The sequence below is a fragment of the Fictibacillus arsenicus genome (assembly GCF_001999465.1).
In the GTDB taxonomy this organism is placed as follows: Bacteria; Bacillota; Bacilli; order Bacillales; family Fictibacillaceae; genus Fictibacillus; species Fictibacillus arsenicus.
In genome coordinates, this window is the sequence record NZ_MQMF01000001.1 from 1,352,919 (window position 1) to 1,375,452 (window position 22,534).

General features: G+C 40.2%; 23 protein-coding genes and 2 pseudogenes. 11 read left to right on the top strand and 14 right to left on the bottom strand.

The features are described 5' to 3' along the window. Nucleotides 1-129 precede the first annotated feature (129 nt). Both UN64_RS06645 and proC read right to left on the bottom strand, forming a co-directional pair. A complete protein-coding gene (locus UN64_RS06645) occupies nucleotides 130-1,245 on the bottom strand; it encodes a DEAD/DEAH box helicase (protein ID WP_077360882.1) in 1,116 nt (371 codons plus the stop codon). Further along, on the bottom strand, nucleotides 1,245-2,054 hold the full coding sequence (gene proC, locus UN64_RS06650) for a pyrroline-5-carboxylate reductase (protein WP_077360884.1): 810 nt from the start codon (nucleotides 2,052-2,054) through the stop codon (nucleotides 1,245-1,247). The genes UN64_RS06645 and proC overlap by 1 nt, the downstream gene beginning before the upstream one ends. 117 nt (nucleotides 2,055-2,171) lie before the next feature. On the opposite strand from proC, the gene UN64_RS06655 reads away from it, so the two are divergent. From UN64_RS06655 to ade, 6 genes are all read left to right on the top strand, one after another. Next, nucleotides 2,172-2,639, top strand: coding sequence for a hypothetical protein (locus UN64_RS06655; protein ID WP_077360886.1), 468 nt, complete (start codon nucleotides 2,172-2,174; stop codon nucleotides 2,637-2,639). Between the two features lie 22 nt (nucleotides 2,640-2,661). Further along, nucleotides 2,662-4,056: a dipeptidase gene (locus UN64_RS06660; RefSeq protein WP_077360888.1), complete on the top strand. Its 1,395-nt coding sequence runs from the start codon at nucleotides 2,662-2,664 to the stop codon at nucleotides 4,054-4,056. A 324-nt stretch (nucleotides 4,057-4,380) separates the two neighbouring features. Beyond that, the gene (locus tag UN64_RS06665; protein WP_077360890.1) at nucleotides 4,381-4,875 is read left to right on the top strand and encodes a hypothetical protein; all 495 of its coding nucleotides are present in this window, start codon (nucleotides 4,381-4,383) and stop codon (nucleotides 4,873-4,875) included. 18 nt (nucleotides 4,876-4,893) lie between these two features. After that, a complete protein-coding gene (locus tag UN64_RS20495) occupies nucleotides 4,894-5,070 on the top strand; it encodes a hypothetical protein (protein ID WP_171005587.1) in 177 nt (58 codons plus the stop codon). Further along, entirely contained in the window at nucleotides 5,067-5,264 is a 198-nt protein-coding gene (locus tag UN64_RS06670; protein WP_139343033.1) for a YwbE family protein, read from the top strand. The genes UN64_RS20495 and UN64_RS06670 overlap by 4 nt, the downstream gene beginning before the upstream one ends. 148 nt (nucleotides 5,265-5,412) lie before the next feature. Beyond that, nucleotides 5,413-7,149, top strand: a complete 1,737-nt coding sequence (gene ade, locus UN64_RS06675; protein ID WP_077360894.1) for an adenine deaminase — start codon at nucleotides 5,413-5,415, stop codon at nucleotides 7,147-7,149. A gap of 7 nt (nucleotides 7,150-7,156) precedes the next feature. Here ade and UN64_RS06680 read toward each other — a convergent pair whose 3' ends face one another. The 6 genes from UN64_RS06680 to UN64_RS06705 all read right to left on the bottom strand — a co-directional run bounded on the left by UN64_RS06680 (nucleotide 7,157) and on the right by UN64_RS06705 (nucleotide 11,347). Next, entirely contained in the window at nucleotides 7,157-7,786 is a 630-nt protein-coding gene (locus tag UN64_RS06680; RefSeq protein WP_077360896.1) for a response regulator, read from the bottom strand. After that, a complete protein-coding gene (locus UN64_RS06685) occupies nucleotides 7,783-8,823 on the bottom strand; it encodes a sensor histidine kinase (RefSeq protein WP_077360898.1) in 1,041 nt (346 codons plus the stop codon). The genes UN64_RS06680 and UN64_RS06685 overlap by 4 nt, the downstream gene beginning before the upstream one ends. Next, on the bottom strand, nucleotides 8,820-9,551 hold the full coding sequence (liaF, locus tag UN64_RS06690) for a cell wall-active antibiotics response protein LiaF (RefSeq protein WP_077360900.1): 732 nt from the start codon (nucleotides 9,549-9,551) through the stop codon (nucleotides 8,820-8,822). The genes UN64_RS06685 and liaF overlap by 4 nt, the downstream gene beginning before the upstream one ends. 92 nt (nucleotides 9,552-9,643) lie before the next feature. Continuing rightward, entirely contained in the window at nucleotides 9,644-10,288 is a 645-nt protein-coding gene (locus UN64_RS06695) for a PspA/IM30 family protein (protein ID WP_077360902.1), read from the bottom strand. Between the two features lie 27 nt (nucleotides 10,289-10,315). After that, nucleotides 10,316-10,663, bottom strand: a complete 348-nt coding sequence (locus UN64_RS06700) for a lmo0954 family membrane protein (RefSeq protein ID WP_077360904.1) — start codon at nucleotides 10,661-10,663, stop codon at nucleotides 10,316-10,318. 204 nt (nucleotides 10,664-10,867) lie between these two features. Next, complete coding sequence (locus tag UN64_RS06705) at nucleotides 10,868-11,347, bottom strand: NUDIX hydrolase (protein WP_077360906.1); 480 nt, start codon at nucleotides 11,345-11,347, stop codon at nucleotides 10,868-10,870. A 112-nt stretch (nucleotides 11,348-11,459) separates the two neighbouring features. On the opposite strand from UN64_RS06705, the gene UN64_RS06710 reads away from it, so the two are divergent. Then, a complete protein-coding gene (locus UN64_RS06710; protein ID WP_077361185.1) occupies nucleotides 11,460-11,936 on the top strand; it encodes a glutathione peroxidase in 477 nt (158 codons plus the stop codon). A gap of 53 nt (nucleotides 11,937-11,989) precedes the next feature. Here the strand turns inward: UN64_RS06710 and UN64_RS06715 are convergent, their stop codons facing one another. The 3 genes from UN64_RS06715 to UN64_RS06725 all read right to left on the bottom strand — a co-directional run bounded on the left by UN64_RS06715 (nucleotide 11,990) and on the right by UN64_RS06725 (nucleotide 15,854). Next, the gene (locus UN64_RS06715; protein ID WP_077360908.1) at nucleotides 11,990-13,474 is read right to left on the bottom strand and encodes a S8 family serine peptidase; all 1,485 of its coding nucleotides are present in this window, start codon (nucleotides 13,472-13,474) and stop codon (nucleotides 11,990-11,992) included. Nucleotides 13,475-13,640: 166 nt separating this feature from the next. Next, nucleotides 13,641-15,011, bottom strand: coding sequence for a YjiH family protein (locus tag UN64_RS06720; RefSeq protein ID WP_077360910.1), 1,371 nt, complete (start codon nucleotides 15,009-15,011; stop codon nucleotides 13,641-13,643). Between the two features lie 147 nt (nucleotides 15,012-15,158). Beyond that, entirely contained in the window at nucleotides 15,159-15,854 is a 696-nt protein-coding gene (locus tag UN64_RS06725) for a pseudouridine synthase (protein ID WP_077360912.1), read from the bottom strand. 270 nt (nucleotides 15,855-16,124) lie between these two features. Between UN64_RS06725 and UN64_RS06730 the strand changes: the two are divergent. From UN64_RS06730 to UN64_RS06740, 4 genes and pseudogenes are all read left to right on the top strand, one after another. Next, nucleotides 16,125-16,895: pseudogene (locus UN64_RS06730) on the top strand (GNAT family N-acetyltransferase); the annotation flags it as partial. Further along, nucleotides 16,896-17,222 carry a sterol carrier protein domain-containing protein gene (locus UN64_RS21350; protein ID WP_281249335.1) on the top strand — a complete coding sequence of 109 codons (327 nt, stop codon included), beginning with the start codon at nucleotides 16,896-16,898 and terminating at the stop codon, nucleotides 17,220-17,222. 149 nt (nucleotides 17,223-17,371) lie between these two features. Next, complete coding sequence (locus UN64_RS06735; protein WP_077360916.1) at nucleotides 17,372-17,545, top strand: YozQ family protein; 174 nt, start codon at nucleotides 17,372-17,374, stop codon at nucleotides 17,543-17,545. 143 nt (nucleotides 17,546-17,688) lie between these two features. Beyond that, on the top strand, nucleotides 17,689-18,957 hold the full coding sequence (locus UN64_RS06740; protein ID WP_077360918.1) for an S-adenosylmethionine decarboxylase related protein: 1,269 nt from the start codon (nucleotides 17,689-17,691) through the stop codon (nucleotides 18,955-18,957). A gap of 44 nt (nucleotides 18,958-19,001) precedes the next feature. On the opposite strand, the gene UN64_RS06745 is transcribed toward UN64_RS06740, so the two are convergent. From UN64_RS06745 to UN64_RS06755, 3 genes and pseudogenes are all read right to left on the bottom strand, one after another. After that, nucleotides 19,002-19,655: a glycosyltransferase gene (locus UN64_RS06745; RefSeq protein ID WP_077360920.1), complete on the bottom strand. Its 654-nt coding sequence runs from the start codon at nucleotides 19,653-19,655 to the stop codon at nucleotides 19,002-19,004. A 119-nt stretch (nucleotides 19,656-19,774) separates the two neighbouring features. Further along, nucleotides 19,775-21,818 (bottom strand): annotated as a pseudogene (locus UN64_RS06750) (catalase). A gap of 121 nt (nucleotides 21,819-21,939) precedes the next feature. Continuing rightward, nucleotides 21,940-22,527, bottom strand: coding sequence for a hypothetical protein (locus tag UN64_RS06755; RefSeq protein ID WP_077360922.1), 588 nt, complete (start codon nucleotides 22,525-22,527; stop codon nucleotides 21,940-21,942). Nucleotides 22,528-22,534: the final 7 nt, after the last annotated feature.

Sequence of the window (22,534 nt, forward strand, 5' to 3'; positions counted from 1 at the left end):
AATACCTGGTAATAATAGTTGGTATTATATACCCACAAAAAAACGGGTCCCCCTGAAGGATTACCCGTTTTTGTAAAAAATATTACTTTTTTTACCTCATTTTCCCTTTAAAATTCATAAAAAATTATTCTATAAATATTCGAGTTTCAGAGCTTTCAATCTCTGATTTGTCTCTCGTTCGATCATCTGAAGCAGCCTTCGATCCTTTTGTGCCACAAACGTTACAGCTAACCCTTTTCCTCCCGCACGGCCTGTCCTTCCGATTCTATGAATGTAGCTTTCTGTATCAAGCGCAATATCATAGTTAAAAACATGTGTAACACCTTCTACGTCCAAACCGCGTGCTGCCACGTCTGTTGCCACAAGAAACTGAATCTCTCCTTCACGAAAACGTTTCATGACGTCTTCTCTTTTCGCTTGTGAAAGGTCACCATGCAGTTCATCAGCGTTATACCCCATATTTTGCAGCGCCTCATTTAATTTGCTTACCCTTCGCTTCGTCCGGCAAAAAATAATAGCGAGGTATGGACGCAATAAACGGATGGTTTGAACAAGATCGTTCTGCTTGCCTCGATCCGTCGTTTCTACGACACGCTGCCGAATTTCCTTCAGCGTAATCTGTTTCGTTTTAATGTGAATATCCCGCGGATTTTTTGTGTAAGTCTGAGCCAGCTTCTTCACTTCATCCGGCATCGTTGCTGAAAAAAGCAAGGTCTGGCGAGATTCTGGTACTTGTTCCATGATGTCTTCAATGTCTGTTAAAAAACCAATATGCAGCATCTGATCGGCCTCATCAAGCACAAATGTTGATACTTTAGATAAATCGATCGTTTCACGGCGAATATGATCAAGCAGTCTGCCAGGCGTCCCTACTACTAGATGTACCTTCCCTTCCAGCTTGTGCATCTGTGCGATAACATCCTGTCCCCCGTAAACGGCAAGGACGTTAATTTCATTCAGCGGCTCTGTCAGCTTTCTAACTTCCGCTGTAATCTGAATGGCAAGCTCTCTAGTCGGAGCTACGATCAAACCTTGAATGTAAGGATTCTCACTATCTATTTTTTGAAGAATCGGCAGCACAAAGGCAAGAGTTTTTCCCGTTCCTGTCTGTGCCTGCCCTACCACATCTTTTCCATCTAAAATAATGGGGATCGTTTCTTTTTGAATTGGTGTCGGTTCACCAATTCCGTTCTGTAGTAAAACATCTACAAGAGCATTTGATATGCCTAATTCTTTAAAGCTCATTATTTTTTCCCCAATTCTTTTACTTTCGCTGTACAGCTGTCCATTGCAGCTAATATGGCGCCGCGAAAGCGCTCTTGTTCAAGCGTCGAAACCGCAGCGATCGTTGCCCCGCCTGGTGATGTCACTTGATCTTTTAACTCCCCAGGGTGCTTTCCTGTCTCAAGAACCATCTGTGCGGCTCCCAGGACAGCTTGAGCAGCTAAACGGTAAGACTGATCACGAGAAAGACCCTGCCTTACGCCGCCATCTGCCATCGCTTCAATCATCATATAAACATACGCAGGCGAAGAACCGCTGATCGCCGGGATCGCATCCATTTGCGATTCTGCAATAATCTCTACTTTTCCAAAACTGCTTACTAATTTTTCGACTGATTCCAGATCTTCATCTGTAATTTCTCTGTTCACCGAAACAGCGGTCATACCAGCTCCTACAAGAGAAGGCGTATTGGGCATCGTTCGCACCACTTTTACCTTTTTACCGAACGCGTTCTCTACATCTGATGTCGTAATACCCGCTGCAACGGTAATGATAATAGCTACAGGTTTAATGTCTTCTTTTATTCCTTCTATCACTTCAAAATACGTATAGGGAGCAACCGCTAGGAATAAAACATCTGCGAATGCAGCCACATCACGGTTAGACGCTGATACTTTTATTCCGAACTGTTCCGCTGCAAGCGTTCTTGTTTTCTCCGTCCGCATGCTCGCCATAATCTGATCCGCTCTGACTAATCCAGAATGAATCATCCCGCCTGCCATCGCCTGTGCCATTTTACCAAATCCGATAAATCCGATTTTTTTATTCAAGGTGCCTGCACTTCTTTCTATTTAAACTTTTAAAAGGGTTACGTTCATTTTTACAGAATATCTTTACCGTTAGCTTTACCTTTAGTAAACCACAAATACATAAGGTGTGTGAAATGGATGGACAAGTTTACAAAAGATGAATGGCATCGCAAACAAGCGGTGGAAAATTTTAATAAAACATGGGATCTCATAGAAAAGAAGGAACGTTCGAAAGAGGAAGACCTCGAGATGATCCATACCACGCACGCTTCCCGTTTTCATTGGGGCATAGCCGGAACCCCGCGGAACTATGCACGCGGCGAATGGCAGATTTCTAGAGTCTATTCCCTCTTAAAAATGGGTGATTCAGCATTGCTTCATGGTGAACGATCTCTGGAAATCCGTCTTAAAAACAGCTTCGGAGATTTTGACTTAGCTTTTGCCTATGAAGCGGTTGCCCGGGCGTATATGGTTAAAGGTGAAGAAGCGAAAATGGAGGAGTACTTTTCACTTGCGTCTAACTCTGCTGAAAACATCGCTAAAAAAGACGATAAAGAATATTTCATTTCCGAGCTGAACTCTATTAAACTAAGAAGTAAAGCGTAACCATACATAAGGAGGACTTTAGATGACAGAACAGATTACGAGCTACTTAAAAGAAAACCGTGATACCCATTTAAAAGAGTTAACAGACTGGCTTGCTATACCAAGTGTGAGCGCACTGCCAGAACATAAGGAAGACGTTCGAAAAGGCGCTGAGTGGATCGCAGACGAGCTATCGAAAATCGGCATGGAAAACGTGAAGATTCACGAGACAGATGGACACCCTGTTGTTTATGCGGACTGGTTAAAAGCAGAAGGAAAACCGACTGTGCTCGTTTATGGACATTATGACGTTCAGCCTGTTGATCCGCTCGAGCTTTGGGAGACGCCTCCTTATGAAGCTACGATTCGTGACAACAAACTTTATGCGCGCGGTGCATCTGACGATAAAGGCCAAACGTTCATGCATTTAAAAGTCTTGCAGGCTATTTTAGAAACAGAGGGAACTCTTCCTCTTAACTTTAAGTTTTGTATCGAGGGAGAAGAAGAAATCGGCAGTCCGAGCCTTCCAAAGTTTATCGAAAATAACACAGAACTTTTAGCAGCAGATGTGATCGTGATCTCCGATACAGGCATGCTTGACCGCGGAAAACCTGCGATCTGCTACGGACTGCGTGGCATGTGTGCGATGCAAGTTGACGTAACAGGACCAAACAGCGATCTTCACTCAGGTCTTTATGGCGGAGCAGTTCAAAATCCATTGCATGCGATTACTGAACTTCTGCAATCTTTCCGTGACGAAAACGGACGTATTTTAGTTGATGGCTTTTATGATAACGTTCAAGAGCTAACAGAAAAAGAAAGAGAAGCGTTCCGTGCTCTTCCGCTAACAGAAGAAGCGCTTAAACAGCAGCTTGGCGTAACAGAGCTTACAGGTGAAGAAGGCTATTCTCACATCGAACGCACATGGGCACGCCCGACATTGGAGCTTAACGGTATCTGGGGAGGCTTCCAAGGAGAAGGCATCAAGACAGTCATCCCTGCAGAGGCTCATGCGAAAATCAGCTGCCGCCTCGTACCGAACCAAGAGCCGGACGAGATCATTGAAAAAGTAAAGGCTCACATTGAAAAGCATAAGCCAGTTGGCATTGACGTTAAGGTCTCTCTTTTTGATAAAGGAGCACCTTATGTAACACCGTTTGACCATCCTGCCATTCAGGCAGCAGCACGTTCTTATGAAAAAGTGTACGGCGTACCAACAGCCTTCACTCGCGGCGGGGGATCCATTCCAATCGTTGCAACGTTCGATCAAATGTTAAACATCCCTGTTGTTTTGATGGGCTTTGGTCTTTCAACAGAGAACTTCCATGCACCAAACGAACACTTCCATCTGGAAAATTTCGATAAAGGGATGGAAACACTCGCTGACTATTGGTTTGAGTTGGAGAGATCTATCAAGAAAGAAGCATCAGCACGATAAAAAGAAACAAAGAAGAAGCTGACTCATGGATGTCGGCTTCTTTTTTGAGCAAAAATATTACTATTGAGCGGTAATGTGAGATTTTGAGCGAAACTATATCCCGTTTGAGCGTACGTAAAAGATTTTGAGCGTACGAGCATCGTTTTGAGCGTAGGTCTGAATTATAGAGCGAACGTGTAACAATTAAAAGAACACGTACCGTAAAATTAACGTTAGCAGCGTAAAAAAAAAGATGTTCCAGATCGTCCAACAGGTATTTTCGTTTTAATCTTACGGTATGATATAATCAACCAATCACAATAAAAGAAACGGAGAGTTTAAAAAATGCTTTCATTTGAAGATAAAATTGCTTTAATTCAAGAGAATTTCCCTGAGCTGGACATGCACGAGGTGTCACTTGGCCGTTTGAATTTTCATTATGAGGAAAGTGTACAGGACAAGAAGATCGTCGTGTATCACCTTCACCCGAACGGCAACGGTTTTGTATATGGTGGACACCTTCCGCAAAGCGTAAAGAACGATAAAGGTTATGTAAATATTCGTGACTATGAAGCAGATGAACTAATCGCCCTTATTAAAGAATCTATGGAGTTCCTTTCAAAAACACACGGATGGCAGCAGCCTAAGAAAGACCGTACAGATGATGGTGAACGCAAAGAAGAGCACTGGTTTAGCCATAGTCATGAAAAAATTAGACTTGTTGGCGAGGATGGCATGTGGTTTATTTTTGATGAAGATGATGCACTTGAAGCAGCATTCGAAACGTACGCAGAAGCAGAAGGTTATTTGAAAGAAGCAGACTTTAAGAAGAGAAAATAAAATATAGAGGTGATAAAAATGGCAGAGGAGAAAAAGAAATTAAGCTTTCAAGAAATTGCAAAGCAGCGCCTTGCAGAAAAGAAAGCACAGCAATCAGGCGGATCATTCAGTAAAGGTCCTGTTAAAGTAGCAAATCAGCTTAAGAATCAGCAAACGAAAAAAGCGAACAATCAGGCACGGAGAACCGGCGTATAATGCATCGCAAACGCTCCAATATCACACCTGGACTTCCCGTTAATGTTATTTTAAAAGCCGATCAGCGTTCCGGGAAGAAAACAAAAGGAATCGTTAAAGATATCCTGACGAACTCGCCCAATCATCCGCACGGCATTAAAGTAAGACTAGAGGACGGTCAGATTGGCCGTGTGATCGACATACTAAGTGAATAAATTGTTAAAACGGTCTCTACAACAGGGACCGTTTTGATTTTGATGCTATATAAATAATAAGCAGGACTAAATGAGTATCAAACCTAAATAAGTAACCGCAATTCTTCGCATACTAGTTGGTATATTTTGCTCTTAAGGAGATCAGATTATGGACCAGGATTTTCTAAAACGTCGGATTGATGTGAGCACGAAAAGAGTTCCAGCAGATATCGTCATCAAAAACGGCAAAATCATTGATGTATTTAATCTAGAAATCATCAGTGGAGATGTCGCTATCGTTGATGGTTTTTTTGCCGGCATTGGAGAATATGAAGGGCGTGAAACGATCGATGCTGCCGGTCGCTATATTTGTCCTGCTTTTATAGATGGACATGTTCACATTGAATCATCGATGGTCACTCCTGTTGAATTCAGTAAAGTCCTTCTCGCACATGGAGTCACAACCGTTATTACAGATCCGCATGAAATCGGAAACGTTTCAGGAAAAGATGGGATTACATTTATGCTGGAGCAGTCAGAAGGGCTGCCGTTAGATGTTCGTGTTATGCTCCCTTCCTCTGTTCCTGCTACATCATTTGAGAATGCTGGAGCTGTTCTTACCGCTCGTGACCTTGAACCTTTTTACATACATCCACGTGTTAAAGGATTGGCTGAAGTAATGGATTTTCCCGCCGTTTTTAACGGGGATGAAGATATGCTTAAGAAGATTGTTTCTGCCAACAGAAATCGAACTTTAATTGACGGTCATGCAGCAGGAATCGACGCAAACGGCATTAATGTATACAGGGCTGCCCTCATTACAACTGATCATGAATGCACGACAGCTGAAGAAGCACTCGATCGCATTCGCCGGGGAATGTATGTTTTAATCCGTGAAGGATCTGTAGCAAAAGATTTAAAAGCACTCATTAAGACTGTTACACCTGCAAATGCCCGACGTTTTTTATTCTGCACAGATGATAAACACCTTGATGATCTTGTAGCGGAAGGAAGTGTTGACCATAATGTAAGACTTGCGATTTCAGAGGGCATCTCCCCCCTTCAAGCTATCCAATTGGCAACGTTAAACGCGGCTGAATGTTATGGCCTGCAAGAAAAAGGTGCTATATCACCAGGATTCAAAGCGGATTTTCTTTTGTTGGATGATTTAAATAAAATTACGATTTCAGAAGTTTTTGTAGATGGTATTTCAGTAGCTTCGAACGGCACGTTCACTGGTCAAATAGCTGCTACTCCCGCTCCTCCAGAAAACCTAATGAAGTCGGTCAATATCCAGGAGATAAAAAGTGAGGAACTGTCTATTAAGCTTGAAGAAGACGATCATATTCATGTGATCGAGCTAATACCAAACCAGCTTGTTACAAAAAAGAAAATTCTTCGGGCAAAAGTAGAAAACGGAGAGTTTTTATCATTAATTGAAGAAGACCTGCTGAAGATGGCAGTCATTGAACGCCACAATCAAACAGGACATATCGGCCACGGTATTGTTAAAGGACTTTTGTTAAAAAGTGGTGCGATCGCTTCAACGGTTGCCCACGATTCTCACAATCTTGTTGTAGCGGGAACGAATGACCGCGATATGCTATGTGCAATAGATGCCATTAAAGAGATGCAAGGCGGTTATGTCATCGTCAAAGAAGGAAAGGTTCTTGCTTCAGTACCGCTTCCCATCTCAGGGTTAATGGCAGACCGCCCTTTCGAAAAAGTGAACGAAGAAATAATCAGGCTAAAGGAAAATCTGAAGGAACTTGGCTTTAAAGGAGATTTTGATCCGTTCTTAACTCTTTCATTTATAACACTGCCAGTCATACCGGAAATTAAACTCACAGACATGGGGCTTTTTGATTTTAAAGCGTTTCAGCATATCTCTATAAAATCCGATTAGATTCTATCTATACGAGCGAGTGGTTAAACGCGTAGATCACAGCTTGTGTGCGGTCCTGTACGTCCAGTTTGCTTAAAATATTACTCACGTGGACTTTTACCGTCTTTAAAGCGATAAATAGATCATCGGCGATTTCCTGATTGGTTTTGCCCTTTGTCATAAGCAATAAAATTTCCATCTCGCGCGCAGTCAGCTCTTCATGCGGCTCCCGCGTTTGTTTTTGCCTCATCTTGCTCATCATCTTGCCAGTAACTTCTGGTTCTAATACAGACTTTCCGTGATAGGTGTCGCGAACGGCTTGCGCAATATCACTTGCTTTCGACGTCTTCAACATATAGCTCGAAGCACCCGCTTCGAGTGCAGGATACACTTTTTCATCATCTAAAAAGCTCGTTACCACGATAATCTTCGCCTCTGGCCACGATTGTGTAATCAAACGGGTAGCTTCAATTCCGTCCATTTCATCCATCACAAGGTCCATTAAAATAATATCAGGTTTCATTTCTAAAGCTTTCTCAACGGCAACCTTCCCGTTTTCGGCCTCGGCAGTTACTTCTATATCCGGTTGTGCAGAAAGATAAGCGGAAACTCCAATTCGCACCATTTCGTGATCATCAACTAACAATACTTTTATCATGCTTTTTCCTCTCCCGCTGATAAAATCGGAACTTTAACTTCAAGACGTGTCCCCTCGCCTGGCAAACTCACTATTTTAAGCGTGCCGCCAATTTCAGCAGCCCGTTCATGCATATTCTGTAGTCCATATGAACCGGTTTTTTCCTGTTCCATTTTAAAGCCTATACCATCATCCTCTATGCGCAGAATGATAAGATCATCGCGCTGGACAAGCAGGATTTGCGCTTTATTTGCCTGTGCATGCCTGAGAATGTTAGACACAGACTCTTGTAAAATACGAAACAGATGATCTTCTACACCTTTGTCAAGAGGTATGGTTTCGATTTTCCATTTTAGTTCGATCGGAACTTTTTGCAGAAGCTCTTGCAGCAGCTCTTCCATCCCTTTTTGGAGTGATTTTCCGTTAAGTGCAGCAGTGCGCAGATGCAAGAGAAGTGCTCTCATCTCTAGCTGTGTCTGGTGAATCGTCTCCTCAACGAGCTTTAATTGCTTTGATTCACGTGTCTCTGATTCTTCCCGTACTTCATTTACAGCAGACATGATCATACTTGCCGCAAAAAGCTGCTGAGAAACAGAATCATGCAGCTCTCTAGCCAAACGATTTCTTTCTTGAGAAATGATTTCCTGAATGCGTTTTTCCTGATCCACTGCCTTCTCAGTCGCCATTTTTTGTGACTGGCGGATCTTTTCCCCTAATTGCTGCTGAATGCCCTCCATGCGTTTCGTAATCGCTTTTAACTCCAGGTTCGATACTTCTTTCATATTGACTTGACGACCGTCTTCGATCGATTTTAACGTCCGGTCTATGAGGTTTAATTGCTTTCGAGCCGTGATGCCAGAATTCAATCCGAAAAATGCTCCCATAATGAAGACGAAAAAGGGAACCACAAATGCTATCGGAAAGTCTAACAATTGTTCTTCAAGCAAAAAGTTCCAATCGCTGATAGGAAAAAGTGTATACACAACTGAACCTAAAAGAACGGTTACGGCAAAAGCTAATGAGATCCCAGAAAACATATGACGCAAAACGGTACTCATACCCGCTTCACCTCCAGGCTTCCAGCAAATAAACTTGTCATGATTTTAACTTTTTTATCAGATTCATTGTAATCTTTAGTTCGATAGGATACCGCCTGATTAAACATCTTAGATTCCTGATAATCAAAAATCACCGTACTGCCTGCAATAACAGAATGTTTTACAGTTACTTCAATCTCATAAGGAACGTAAATCGTAATATTGCCAATGAGACCACGAACAAAAACAATAGATTCTCCTGAAGGCAAAAGCGTTTCACTCAAATCAATAATCGTATCTCCAACACCGCATTGAATGTTAATATCGTTCCATTCATAGACATGATCTGGAGTTTGCTGAGTACCAAACGCTATATTTTTTAAAAGAGATTCTTTCTTATATAAATCTTCTGATGAATGTGTTACTTCATCATTCACTTGCGGTTTGATGACAAACGGATTCTGTTTAGATTGATAGAATTGCACAATGATGTAAACGACTAGTGCGACTAAAATCAGTTTGAATGTATACATGCTTAAGACCGTAATGATAGCTATGACTACGCCAGCCCAGAACATGACTTTGCCAGAACGTTTCGGCATTCTCTTCCGTCCAAAATACATAAGTCCAGCACAGATTAGAATAGTGAATACAATACCCTCTCCATTAATAGTTGCTTCTAACAGCACCATGACACATGCAATTAAAAGCATCCAGCTGATAAGATCATTTTTCTTTTTAATCGGCATCTGCACTCACTCACTTTCTGTCTGTCTTAAACGGCATAAAAAGGCGCAGGAAATATGCGCCTCTATCTTTCATAATCGTATCACATACTGAATTAAACGCTAGCAGGAGTTTCTTCTTTTTTCCAAGCTTTTTCTAACTTTGCAAGCTTTGCTTCCATGGAGCTCGCATAATAATCAGCGTTTACTTTTTGCTCAAGACGGTCCATGTAATTTTCAAGTTCATCAAATTTGAAAGCTGTTTTCTGCAGCACACTTGAAGGTTCAATGACTCGGTCCATCTTTCGGTGAGCTCTTGCTACATTTTCACGGCCCATTAATTCCATACGCTTGATTTGCATATCTTTCAGCTTATGCTTCATTTGTTCATACTTTTGCTCAAGCTCTGTTAGATCTTTTTCTGTTTGAGCTGCTGATTCCTTAAGTTTGCTTGCACGCGTTTCATGCTGCTCTTTCTCAGTAATAGCAAACTGATAAAGCTCTTGTTCATTAGCTTGTTGAGCTAATTTTGCCTGGTGACTGCGCTTAGCTGCTTTTGCCTCTGCTTCTTGAATTTCACGAACAAATTGATCTTTTAAAAGCTGCTGGCGCTCAACAAGCTTTCGCGCTTTATTTACCTCTTGCTCACATTGTCTTAAATATTGATTCAAGAGATAAAGAGGATTCTTTTCCTCTTTTTGATCCAATAGCTCGTGAACATCCGCTGTAATTGAGTTTTTGATTCTTTCAAATAAGTTCATATTTATTAGCTCCTTTTTGTTTGTTTTTTAGCTGTTTTTAAGTTTTGCCCATTCTTTTTCAAAGTTTGTGAATGGATCATTTTCTGTGTGCTTATCGATCGATTCTTTTTCGTTCCATTTTTTGTACACAACATACAGTACATAAATAGCAACTGCACCTAAAATTGCAGGGATGTTTGCAACGGATACACAAAGTCCAATAACGGAAAGTGCTCCCCACCAAAATTTCTTTCCGCCAGTTTCTGCAGCTACGCACTTCTTATAAGCGTAGTACATAACAGCAAGACCGATCGCGAGTCCGACCATCGGACCTAAGTTAGCCATCAATACGATAGCAGCAATTCCTCCAACAACAAGCAAGCCTAATTTTTTCATAGCGGCTGCCTCCTTTCGTACCTTTAGCTTACCTCGCTGTAAGATTTCTCAAAACTGACCTTGGCTGTATTTTCCAATAAGACTTGAGGCGTAGAGGGGGACAGACCCGGGTCTGTCCCCCTTCGCAATACGAAAAAAAGAAGCAGCCCCATTCAGCCGCTCCTCTTTCTTAAGCTATTCGTTTTTTCTCCCTTTTATAAACACTTACACATTCTGCAGATCAGCGACAAAAAAATAATCCGACTCTAGAGAACTTGTCATTAATTTGTTCTTTATTACTTCAGGATACAATTTATAATCTGATAGATCTTTCAAATGTACCCATTTAAATACAAGTCTTTCTGCCTCTTCAACCGTAAATTCTTCCCCGTTATGTAGAGATAAAGGGTCGCGCGCCCTTATTTCAAAGTAAAGTCCAACTTCATGAACGTTTTTCCCTTTGTATGTAAAAAAGTTTTCAATCGTACAGAGATGATTCAGAGTTTTCACATTTAATGCTAATTCCTCTACCATCTCACGCTTCAAGCTAGTTCTTGCATCTTCACCCAACTTTACTCTGCCACCTGGCAAAGACCAGTGTGTTTCTATCTTTGAGCGGTGAATTAAAACATGTCCATCTTGCATTAAAACGCCTGCTACACGGTAGTTAAAAACCTGATGTTCCACATGAAACACTGCATCCACTTTTCTCATCCCCCTTTTAAGTATCCTTAGTCTATCATTAAGAGCATTTTGCATGAAAGGCATTTTAAATACAGTTAAACTAAAAGAATCAAAACAAAAAGGAGACTATAAAATGTCAATTTATGATTTTCCTGTTGAAACGATAAAAGGTGATCATACAAATCTAGAGCCTTATAAAGGCAAAGTCGTATTGATTGTAAATACTGCGAGCAAGTGTGGATTTACGCCGCAATATCAAGGTCTTCAAGCAATCTATGAGACCAATAAGGATAAAGGATTCACTATTCTTGGTTTCCCTTGTAACCAATTTGGTGCACAAGAGCCGGGGAAAAGTGATGAAATACAAGAATTTTGTGAGCTGAACTACGGAGTTAACTTCCCGATGTTTGCGAAAGTGAACGTAAACGGAGACGATGCACACCCTCTTTTTAAACATTTAACAGCTGAAGCCCCTGGTATTCTAGGTTCTAAAGCAATTAAATGGAACTTCACGAAATTCCTTGTAGATCGTGATGGCCGTGTGGTAAAACGATATGCACCAACTGACAAACCTGAAACCATCGAAAAAGATATACAGGAATTATTATAAGCAAAAAAGCTGTTCGGAGGGTCCCTCCGAACAGCTTTCTTATTTTTTAAAAATTAACGAGTCAATGCATTATAAGCATTCACGATTCCGCTTCCGTACAGTGGATCATAACCCTTTTTGCCAGCGTCTACAGCTGTTTGCTGAAGATGCGCTGTTACTTGGCTAGGAGTTGGCTTTTTACCTGTTTCTTTATATACTTTCGCAATATAAGCTGCAGCTACACCGGAAACCTGCGGTGCTGCCATGGAAGTTCCACCTTTCCAGCCATAACCCTTTTCACCAAATAAAGCTTCAGCAGTCACAGAAGGCATATATGTTGGAACTGTGCTTAAAACGAGATACTTATAGTAGTCTGCCGGGCGATTAGAAGGATCAGGTCCTACATCTCCGCCTGGAGCTGCGATATCAATTGCCCCATTTCCATAGTTAGAATAAAAAGCTAATCGGTCCTCTGTTCCAAAGCCTCCGCCTGTTGCAGAAACAGTAAATGCTCCTGGTGTTTGAGACGGTACTTTAAACGCTGCACCTCTGACATCATAATCCTTTGTAGTTGGATTAGCATCTAATACTTTATTATACCAGTCTGCAAGCTTTGCAGGATTGCTTAGATCCTGTCCGTCATTACCTGCTGATGCAACAACTGTTACATTTTTATTGATGGCATAACGGATCGCACGGTTGTATGCCACCATGTCAGCCGCATCATTACCAAGTCTGAGTGTTTCACCAGTAGCCGGATCTGTGTAATACCATTGACCGATTACTCGTGTCCCGCCGAGACTCATATTTATAACATCTACTCCATCATTTGCCGCAGCTATGATGGCATCTGTAATCCATATCTGCTGTGCTCCGCCTGTTGCTCCAAATACACGATACGCACGAAGACCAACCTCAGGAGCAATTCCTTTTACTCTTCCATTCGCCCCGATCGTACCTGCGACATGTGTCCCGTGACTATTGAAATCCCAAGCATCAGTTGTACCAGGTACAAAAGTTTTAGAACCAGGAACAATGTTGTTTACCAGATCAGGATGATTGAAATCAAAACCTGTGTCAATGACCCCAACTACAACCTCCTTGCTGCCACTTGAAATCGCATGGCTAGCGCCTTTATTTGTTACTTTTTCAATATCCCACTGCCATCCTGCATCAAAGATACTTTCGCCTAAAGGGACAGGTTCTAATGATGAATTGCTTAAATCTGCAGTATTAACATTTGTTTCTGGTAAATTTAAAGGCAGTTCTATAGAAGGAGCCAATCCCTTAATTGAAGAATTTTTTAACAATGCTTTTATAAAAACCGTTGGATTGTTTGTTTGCACTTCGATTGTCCCAATTTTCGGTACTTCATAAGTGATTTCACCGCCTGCCGCTTCCACGATTGATTTATAATTGGAAGGAAGTGAATTTTCTGTGCTAAAAACAACTAAAAATGAATGTTTTGAGGCGGTTTTAACCTGTTCAGCTGCTGTAGCAGAAAATCCAAGTGTAAAAACAAAGGTGAATACCAGTAATAATGAGAGCCCTCTTTTCATACAGCTTTATTCCTCCTAGTAAAATATTGTAAGACATGAAAATATTCGTATTCTTTAGATAAAATCCTTTTTAATTTAAAAATATTTAAGAAAAAGTTGTCGACATTTTTTGCAAATAAAAAAAGCTGTTCAAAGGAAAAATCCTCTGAACAGCTACTTAAATTTTTTAGAATAATAAATGCGCCATACCTACAACGATTGGCAGGGAAATGAAAGTACGCAAGAAAAAGATAATTACTAGATCTTTAAAGTTAACCGGCACTTTTGATGCTAATAGAAGTCCGCCTACTTCAGACATGTAAATTAACTGTACGACTGACATGGCCGCAATAATAAAGCGCGTTAACTCACTTTCGATACCCGCACCAATAATGGACGGAAGGAACATGTCCGCAAATCCAATAACAATCGTCTGAGCTGCCTCAGATGCCTGCGGAACTTGCAGAAGCTCTAAGATCGGTACAAACGGTGCTCCAAGGTATGAAAAGAACGGTGTGAACTCAGCAACGATCAATGCTGATGTCCCAATTGCCATTACGATAGGTACGACTCCCATCCACATATCCAGAACGTTTTGAATGCCTTCTTTTACTAAAGGTGCTGCTTTTTTGTTTCGATCAGCACGATCTAATGCTTTTTTAAGACCAAAGCTTAAAGGTGTTTCCCCACGAGGAATCACTTCATCTGCAACGTTTTCCTTCGCACCTTCATAGTACGTATCCGCTTTTCTTGATAGCGGAGGAATGCGGGGGATAATAATCGCACATGCTAATCCAGCCAAAACTACTGTTAAATAATATGGCACAATCATATGAGCCAAATCTACCTGCGCAAGTACTACAATCGCAAAAGTAATAGATACAACCGAAAACGTCGTTCCAATAACTGCTGCTTCACGCTTCGTATAGTACCCTTCCTCATACTGCTTGTTCGTTAAAAGAACACCAATCGTTCCGTCTCCAAGCCAAGACGCTAAACAATCAATAGAAGAACGTCCTGGAAGTTTAAAAACGGGACGCATAACTTTCACGAGCAAAGCTCCGCAAAATTCAAGTAATCCAAAATTAAATAATAATGGCAAGAATAACCCCGCAAACAAAAAGACTGAAAATAATACAGGAATCAGGTCATAAAGCAATAGTTGTCCGGTATTTTCTGACCATACGGCCTCAGGTCCTAGCTTAAACAATGTCATCACAGCAAAGATCAATCCAAGGACACGAATCAATTGCCATGCGATATTGACATTAAACAATGTGTTTAAGAAGGGATTGCTGACGATCACTTTTGGTTTTGTAAAGTAAGTGATCAGCGAACCAATAACTGTTATTGCAATAATAGCAGTCATGATCTGGGGAATAAATTCACCGATGGCATCTTGCAGGATTCCTGCAAGAATAGCTACTGGAATCGTAATTTCCCCTTTATAAGAAATAGGAATCATGAATAGAAAAATACCAATTAAAGATGGAACGATAAACTTGCTAAAGCTCTTCTGTCTTATCTGGTTGTAAGATTGCTGTTTTTGTAATTCCATGATGGGAATGCCTCTCTTTCTAAAATGTAAAACGCTTTCATACACTTTCCATTACCAAGTATATGGGGTTTTCCTAGTTTTCGCAAATTTATAAATAATCTAAAGACTTATAGAATTGTATAGGATGACGTAGATTTTTTCCCGTAATTACAGGAGATCTAAACCCTCTTTTAACGTAAAAAGCTCGTCAGACCTAAGTTCTCTCCACTTTCCAGCTTCCAATGCATGAAGATGTATATTCATTATGCGTATGCGTTCTAGTTTCTCTACTTCATAACCAAGTGCTTTGCACATTCTTCTGATCTGGCGGTTCAAGCCTTGAGTCAGCGTTATTCGAAACACATATTTGCTGACAAACTTTGTTATTGCCGGTTTTGTTATTGTGTTAAGAACAGAAACACCCTCGGCCATTTTTTGAAGAAAAAGTTCTGTTACTGGTTGATCCAGAGTCACTTCATACTCTTTTTCGTGACCAAAGTCACATTGGGAGATGCGATTTGCAAGTTCCCCGTCATTTGTGAGCAGAATCAAACCTTGGGAGGCTTTATCTAACCTTCCAACCGGAAAAACGCGTTCAGGTACTTTTACACACTCTAGAATATTTCCTTTTATCTGAGGATTAGCCGTGCATGTAATGCCAACAGGCTTATTAAAAGCGATATATATAGAAGATTGTTTTCTGGGAATAGGCTCATGATCGATTAGAACCGTATCGTCTTCCTCTACTTCTGTATCTTTATTGCAAACAACACCATTCACCGTAATACGGCCGTTTTCTAAAAGCCGCTTAACTTCCCGCCTGGAACAATATCCTGTTAAACTTATATATTTATGAATTCGCATGAATGTCCTCGCTTTGTCGTTGCTTTATGCACAACAATTTATAATTATAACCGCATTTGAATATATTTTCGATACTTTTTATAAATATCCAATATTTTTCTCTAATTTATTCTTATCCTATCACGGATCACGATGGTTATCAGAATATTACTATAAATCCCTTTCCAAGTAACTTCATGAACTTGTAAAATGTAGATTGAAAGGGAGGCTGTACAGTATGCAATTAAGAAAAATAAAAGAAGAAGAATTTGATAAAGCTATCAACTCTCTGAATACGCATTTCAATACAAAGTAAAAAAAGAGGATCTGCCTAAACGATATGAGATGCTGAAGCGGCATGAAATATGGGGCGAATTTGAAAACGAAGAATTAATATCGAAGGTGCACATTCTTTCCCTGGAAATAAAGATAGAAAATTGTCGATTCGCCATGGGGGGATTAGCGGGAGTTGCTACATGGCCGGAACATAGAAGAAAGGGTTCAGTAACTCGCTTGCTTAATAAAGCACTATTGTCGATGAAGGAAAAAGGTCAGACAATCAGCTTGCTGCATCCCCTTAACATTCCGTTTTATCGCAGGTTTGGTTGGGAACTGACAGCTTCAGTTAATAAATATTCAATCGAAAAAAATGAGTTATATCGTTATGAAGATGTTCCAGGCAGTGTATTCAGAATTAAACAAGAAGACGGAAACTCCCTATTAAATTCGGTTTATGAAAAATGGTTTACAAAATACAACCATTTATTGATTCGTCCTGACTATTGGTGGAATAATCACGTATTCACAGATGGATATAACCGAATCGTTTACAAGGATGAAAAGGGAGAGCCTCAAGGCTACTTATGCTGTAAGGCTGCTGACAAACTGCTGGATGTTCAAGAGTTTGTATATGTAACGGAAAACGCCAGACGAGCACTATGGAACTTTATCTGTCAGCATGATTCAATGGTTGATAAAGTGAAGATCATTGCACCAGCAAATGACAAGCTTCCATATTTGTTGAATAACCCAAGGATTCATCAAGAGCACTACCCATATTTTATGGCTCGAATTGTGGATGTCGAAGGATTTTTAAAGCAGTATCCTTTTAAAGCGATAGAGTCCCCTATATCTATTTCGGTTACCGATGAAAAAGCAGAGTGGAATAATAGAACCTATTCTATTTCTCAAAATGAGATTGTGTCAAAACCAGCAAGCGAGAAAGGTATGCTCAGCATGGATGTACAAACATTGACTGCAGTCTTATTAGGGTCTCAAAAGCCTGCCTTTTTACATGAATGCGGCCGGATTTCAGGTAAAAAGGAAGATGTTCTTCAATTCGAACAATGCATCACAAAGCTTCCGGCAGCCTTTATTGATTTCTTTTAATAACATTCTTGCTTTATCCTCAGCTTAGGATGGGGCATTTTTCATATTTTGTGATGTTTCAGGTTAATACTATAGGGAATTGAAATATACCAGCCATTTACGGCTGATCATCATGAAATTTTGTTATTTATAAAGGAGGCTAAAAAGTTATGAGTGATAAAAATAAACAATCCGAAAAAGTAGCTGAAGAAAATTATAAGCCTAATAAGAAAAATAAATCAGATACCGAAAAAAACTTAGAAACTGTCCATGAACAAATCAATGACACTTTTAATCAAGGGACCATTGATGAAAAGAAAAAACAAGAGAAGAAAAAAGATTGATTGAACTATTCAATGACCCGCTTTGTTGTTAAGCGGGTCATTTTTCTTATTTGAAATTATACGTTTATACCCCGCCATCAATCCATACGAAACCTGGCTGTTGTTAATACAATAATGTATTACACTTCAGGAAGGATGTCAGGATGACCCAAACTAAAAGACAAGCTTCACTTACAATCCTTGGAAGCAGTGGTGGTGGGGCAAAAGCTATATTATCAATTTTGAACCAGGCTGTAATAGATAAAAACGATCCTCTGCATGAGGTATTAAATACTTCAACCATTCATCTGATTGATATCCAACAAAAAACACTTCACTATTTTGAAAACCTATTTCCTAACTTAAGCAATCAAATTTATTTATATGAACAAGATCTAAAGGATCTAACCTTATTTAAAGAACATCTGCATAAAACAAATACGACAATCGTTATTGATGTTTCATGGGCAGATACGATTGATATGCTTACTTGCTGTAACGAGTTAGGTGTATATTATCTGAACTCTGCATTAGAGAATATTGAAGTTGATGAAGATGAGACCCTCTACGGATTTCCATTAGCAGAGCGATTTAAACGATTTGAAGAGAAAAAACACCTGTTTACTAATACAAAAGCAATTGTTAGTTCAGGGATGAACCCTGGCGTTGTCCAATGGATGGCTCACGAGCTGATTAAGAAAAATAAAAACACCCCTCCCCTCGCCTGTTATATTATTGAGCACGACACTTCATTTTTTAGCGATATTGACTTAATAAAAAAAGACACAATCTATACTTCGTGGTCTGTTGAATGCTTTCTTGATGAAGCCATATTAAGCTATCCGATGTTTGTTTCACATCAGCTGCCTTTATATATGTATGAAGAAGTATACAGTAATGAATATATGGTGAAATTAGGGGATAAAAAGTTTCAAGGCTGCTTAATGCCTCATGAAGAAATACTTTCTCTTGGCAAACTTTATGATATAGAATTCGGCTTTATTTATCGTGTGAATGAACATACAACTAAACTCATAAGGGACAACCTCTACCGTGTCGATGACTTGTGGGATTGGACACACCAGCTGCTGGACCCTGAACTGGGAGAAATAGAAGGAGAAGATCTTGTCGGCGTTCTTCTCGTCTTTGAAGACCATGAAGAATACATGTATAACGTAATGAATACAAAACAAATCTACCCAAAATACAAAACGAATGCCACATATTTTCAAGTAGCCTGCGGTCTATATGGAGGATTGGCAAGCCTGCTGCTAGATTCGATTCCTAATGGGGCGCATTACGTGGATGAGCTCCTGCTGCAGTCAAAAAGCAAGTATGGTGAATATTTATCTTATCATATGCAGGATTTTGTTATAGGGAAAAATGAATCTTCTGACGGGTTGCTTCATCAGCGGATTAAAAGAATAACGTAATTTTAAAAGCCTCCCTTCATGAAGAGAGGCTTCTTTTTTATGAGTTAGTTTCTAAACTGATGCGGGAACTGCTTCATAATTCCATTAGTAATTTCGTCTCCAAGAATTACGATATGATTTTCCCCTTTATCAAAGGCTACAATTTCTCCAGCCCAGTCTTTCTTTAAAAAGGCTGCAACTTCATCTGTTAAAAGCTGCAGATGCATATAAAGCAGGTCCTTCATTTCTTGCTCTGCCCAATTTGGATTTGCCTTGCTTAAAAAATTAGCAATGTCATCAGCGTTTCGGTACCATTCTTTGTTGTATTTTTCTGCATTCACTTTATCGCCTTTACTTAAAGCATCTACCAGCTGTCCTGCAATACCAATATGTTCTGTCAGTAATTTAGTTAACTGGTTGCCTGCTGCATCGCCATAGTAAGGTTTGATTGAATTACCAATATCAGCTTGGTTTTGCAATAATCTTTTTAGAACAGCATCTTTATTTGGATGTGCTGACAAGGCACTTTGAATATAGCTTCTTGTCCAGTAAACATGGTCTTTCCAAAGCCTTCTTTGGGTCGAATACAGATTCAATGCATTCTGGCTATAGCAAGGTCCCTGATCACGTTTCGCTTTTGCATCGGCTTGAAGCGGTGTTGAAAACAGAGGAAACGCTATCGCCAAAATCATCATTACAGTTATGATTTTTTTTCTCATAAAAACTCTCCTTAAAATTTTTTTCTTCATTGGTAGTTTGGATAAATCTTTTCATTTCATTCTAAGAACAATAAAAAAACAGCAGCCTCTTAAACGAAGCTGCTGTTCCTTTGTAATTTTTATATTAATTGTCTGTCCCAATGACGATGAGCTGCTATAGCTTTAGCGAAGGTCTCGGAAAAATCATTCAAGTTGTCGCTGCTTACAACTCCAGGAGCATCGATTATATCAGCTTCTTTCAGCAACGTAGCACCCTCATGAGTGGCTCCTATCGGCTTATAATGAGCATAAGCTTCATTCATAAAGTGCAGTGCATTCTTTTTAAATTTAGGATCTGTACTGCCGCCTGCCACGTAGATCGCGTCAAACAAAACCGATGATGCAGTCAAAAATGTATGCATGACTTCCAATTCAGTGCCATCACTAGCCATTGGTTTACCTAACTTATCACTAATAACTTCCGCCTGAATTCCTTTAGCCTTTAGAGTTTTAAGTACTTCCGAGACTTCTTTCCCATTCATCTTATTGCCAACAATAACTCCCACTTTACGTGTGCTTGGATTTTTCTTCGTATTAAGCTGGCTTAACGCAGGGGAAGATTTCGTAACCTTCTGACTCTTTACCTGAAGGAGACTCTGCTCCAATCGCTTCAGCAAACGTCGCTGCAAGTTCTAAGCTGACGTTCCCAAACATATCAACAACTTGCTGCTGAACCGATTTGCTCTTTACTTTGCCTAGTTCAAAGCTAAACGCATTTTTTAAATGCTGTTTCTCCGGTTCACTCATACTGTTCCAAAAAAGTGTTGCTTGAGAAAAGTGATCTTTAAAGCTTTCACTTCTGCTGCGCACCTTTCTGCCTTCTACTTTTTCTTGGTAATGTACATAGCCGCCTTCCTCTTCGGATGCTGGTGAAGGTGTATTAGCAGCCAAGGAGTTTTTGTGGTAGCTTACTTGCCCTCTATTAATGGTTTGACGTCCAAAGCCATCTCTTTGATTGTTATGAAACGGACAAACAGGACGGTTGATCGGAAGTTCATGAAAATTCGGACCGCCTAGTCGAAGTAATTGTGTATCTGTATAGGAGAATAAACGACCCTGAAGCAATGGATCATTTGAAAAATCGATACCCGGCACTACATGACCAGGATGGAAAGCAACCTGTTCTGTTTCAGCAAAAACATTATCTACATTTCGGTTTAACGTCATCTTTCCAACGATTTTTACCGGAACATCTTCTTCCGGCCATAATTTTGTAGGATCAAGAATATCAAAATCGAACTTAAACTCATCCTCTTCTGCTATAATTTGAAGTCCTAATTCATACTCCGGATAATCACCATTTTCGATCGATTCCCAGAGGTCACGGCGATGGAAATCAGGATCCTTTCCTGAAATTTTTTGAGCTTCATCCCATACAAGAGAATGAGTGCCTAATACGGGCTTCCAATGAAACTTAACAAAATGAGCTTTTCCTTGATCGTTAACAAGGCGGAATGTATGTATACCGAATCCTTCCATCATACGGAAACTTCTCGGAATAGCACGATCAGACATCGCCCACATAACCATATGTGCAGATTCCTGATTGTTCGCAACAAAGTCCCAGAACGTGTCGTGAGCGCTTGCTGCTTGCGGCATCTCATTATGCGGCTCAGGCTTCAAAGCATGAACCAAATCTGGAAACTTTATAGCATCCTGAATAAAAAAGACAGGGATATTATTGCCGACTAAATCATAATTGCCTTCTTCTGTATAAAATTTTGTAGCGAAGCCGCGGGCATCACGCACTGTTTCAGCAGAGCCGCGTGACCCAGCAACAGTTGAAAAACGTACAAAAGTTGGTGTCTTTTTTGAGGGATTCTGCAGAAAATCCGCCTTAGTAAATTCCTTCAAAGACTCATATAATTCGAATTCCCCATGTGCTGCAAAGCCCCGGGCATGTACGATTCTTTCCGGAATCCGCTCATGGTCAAAATGAGTCATTTTTTCCCGGAAGTGAAAATCCTCCATTAAAGTCGGTCCGCGCTCCCCCGCCTTGAGGGAATGCTCATCCTCTGAAACTTTGACCCCTTGATTTGTCGTTAGTTTCTTGCCTTCATCATCTACACGAAATTGTTCCAGTTGTTCGTCCTTACTGTTTGTGCTTTTGTTGTTTTCGCTCATTCAACTGTTCCTCTCTGTAGGTTTTTTAACTTCACTTAAGAACCCTTCCCTTCATAGACAGTTAACAAACTGAAATTTTTCGCAAAAAAAAGCGCAGCTATAAGCTCAGCTGCGCTTTCCACTACTTATTCATATGTGCGAGGAAATCTCCTAATAAATCTTCCATTTCTTTTTCAGGATCTTCCGGTTCCTCTTTAGGTTTGTTTTCCTCTCGTTTAGCGTTATCCCAATCAAATTGAATTAAATCATCATCGTCAAAATCATCAATTGTATCGAGATTAACTGGTGCATCATCATATACGTCTAATGTAACTTCATCATTCTGCTCTTCTTCTTGCAGATATAAAGCTTGATCAATATCTGTAGAATTGCTATTTAGCGCTGCGAGTAATGAAGCCGTTCTAACAGGATTAGAGATAAGCTGATACATAATATTGCCTAATAAGGCTTCAGAATGTTCATGCTTAAGCCAATCCCTTTGCATTTTACTAAGATTTTTTGGGAGCGGGATGGTGATTGTCTCTTTCTCTTTTTGAATGGTTTGTCCAACACCCTGCATGACGAACTCTGAAATCCTGCTCGAAAAGTTGCGTCTTTCCGTCTCTTTAAGCTTTTGAAGCTGCTTTAAGACGTGATCAGGGGTATCAGAGGGTATACGAAAAGCGATCGTTTTACCTCTGGTTATTTCATTGGCAGCTTTTTTATCCATTTCATCA

Excerpts from the sequence above, each read along its gene's own strand:
- UN64_RS06685 (WP_077360898.1), bottom strand. The coding sequence starts at position 8,823 with ATGAGTACCGTTTTGCGTCATATGTTTTCTGGGATCTCATTAGCTTTT.
- UN64_RS06745 (WP_077360920.1), bottom strand. The coding sequence starts at position 19,655 with ATGAGAAAAAAAATCATAACTGTAATGATGATTTTGGCGATAGCGTTT.
- UN64_RS06720 (WP_077360910.1), bottom strand. The coding sequence starts at position 15,011 with ATGGAATTACAAAAACAGCAATCTTACAACCAGATAAGACAGAAGAGC.
- UN64_RS06680 (WP_077360896.1), bottom strand. The coding sequence starts at position 7,786 with ATGATAAAAGTATTGTTAGTTGATGATCACGAAATGGTGCGAATTGGA.
- UN64_RS06695 (WP_077360902.1), bottom strand. The coding sequence starts at position 10,288 with ATGAACTTATTTGAAAGAATCAAAAACTCAATTACAGCGGATGTTCAC.
- UN64_RS06735 (WP_077360916.1), top strand. The coding sequence starts at position 17,372 with ATGAGTGATAAAAATAAACAATCCGAAAAAGTAGCTGAAGAAAATTAT.
- UN64_RS06665 (WP_077360890.1), top strand. The coding sequence starts at position 4,381 with ATGCTTTCATTTGAAGATAAAATTGCTTTAATTCAAGAGAATTTCCCT.
- ade (WP_077360894.1), top strand. The coding sequence starts at position 5,413 with ATGGACCAGGATTTTCTAAAACGTCGGATTGATGTGAGCACGAAAAGA.
- UN64_RS06645 (WP_077360882.1), bottom strand. The coding sequence starts at position 1,245 with ATGAGCTTTAAAGAATTAGGCATATCAAATGCTCTTGTAGATGTTTTA.
- UN64_RS21350 (WP_281249335.1), top strand. The coding sequence starts at position 16,896 with ATGGCTCGAATTGTGGATGTCGAAGGATTTTTAAAGCAGTATCCTTTT.
- liaF (WP_077360900.1), bottom strand. The coding sequence starts at position 9,551 with ATGCCGATTAAAAAGAAAAATGATCTTATCAGCTGGATGCTTTTAATT.
- UN64_RS06740 (WP_077360918.1), top strand. The coding sequence starts at position 17,689 with ATGACCCAAACTAAAAGACAAGCTTCACTTACAATCCTTGGAAGCAGT.
- UN64_RS06710 (WP_077361185.1), top strand. The coding sequence starts at position 11,460 with ATGTCAATTTATGATTTTCCTGTTGAAACGATAAAAGGTGATCATACA.
- UN64_RS06725 (WP_077360912.1), bottom strand. The coding sequence starts at position 15,854 with ATGCGAATTCATAAATATATAAGTTTAACAGGATATTGTTCCAGGCGG.
- UN64_RS06755 (WP_077360922.1), bottom strand. The coding sequence starts at position 22,527 with ATGGATAAAAAAGCTGCCAATGAAATAACCAGAGGTAAAACGATCGCT.
- UN64_RS06715 (WP_077360908.1), bottom strand. The coding sequence starts at position 13,474 with ATGAAAAGAGGGCTCTCATTATTACTGGTATTCACCTTTGTTTTTACA.
- UN64_RS20495 (WP_171005587.1), top strand. The coding sequence starts at position 4,894 with ATGGCAGAGGAGAAAAAGAAATTAAGCTTTCAAGAAATTGCAAAGCAG.
- UN64_RS06660 (WP_077360888.1), top strand. The coding sequence starts at position 2,662 with ATGACAGAACAGATTACGAGCTACTTAAAAGAAAACCGTGATACCCAT.
- UN64_RS06700 (WP_077360904.1), bottom strand. The coding sequence starts at position 10,663 with ATGAAAAAATTAGGCTTGCTTGTTGTTGGAGGAATTGCTGCTATCGTA.
- UN64_RS06655 (WP_077360886.1), top strand. The coding sequence starts at position 2,172 with ATGGACAAGTTTACAAAAGATGAATGGCATCGCAAACAAGCGGTGGAA.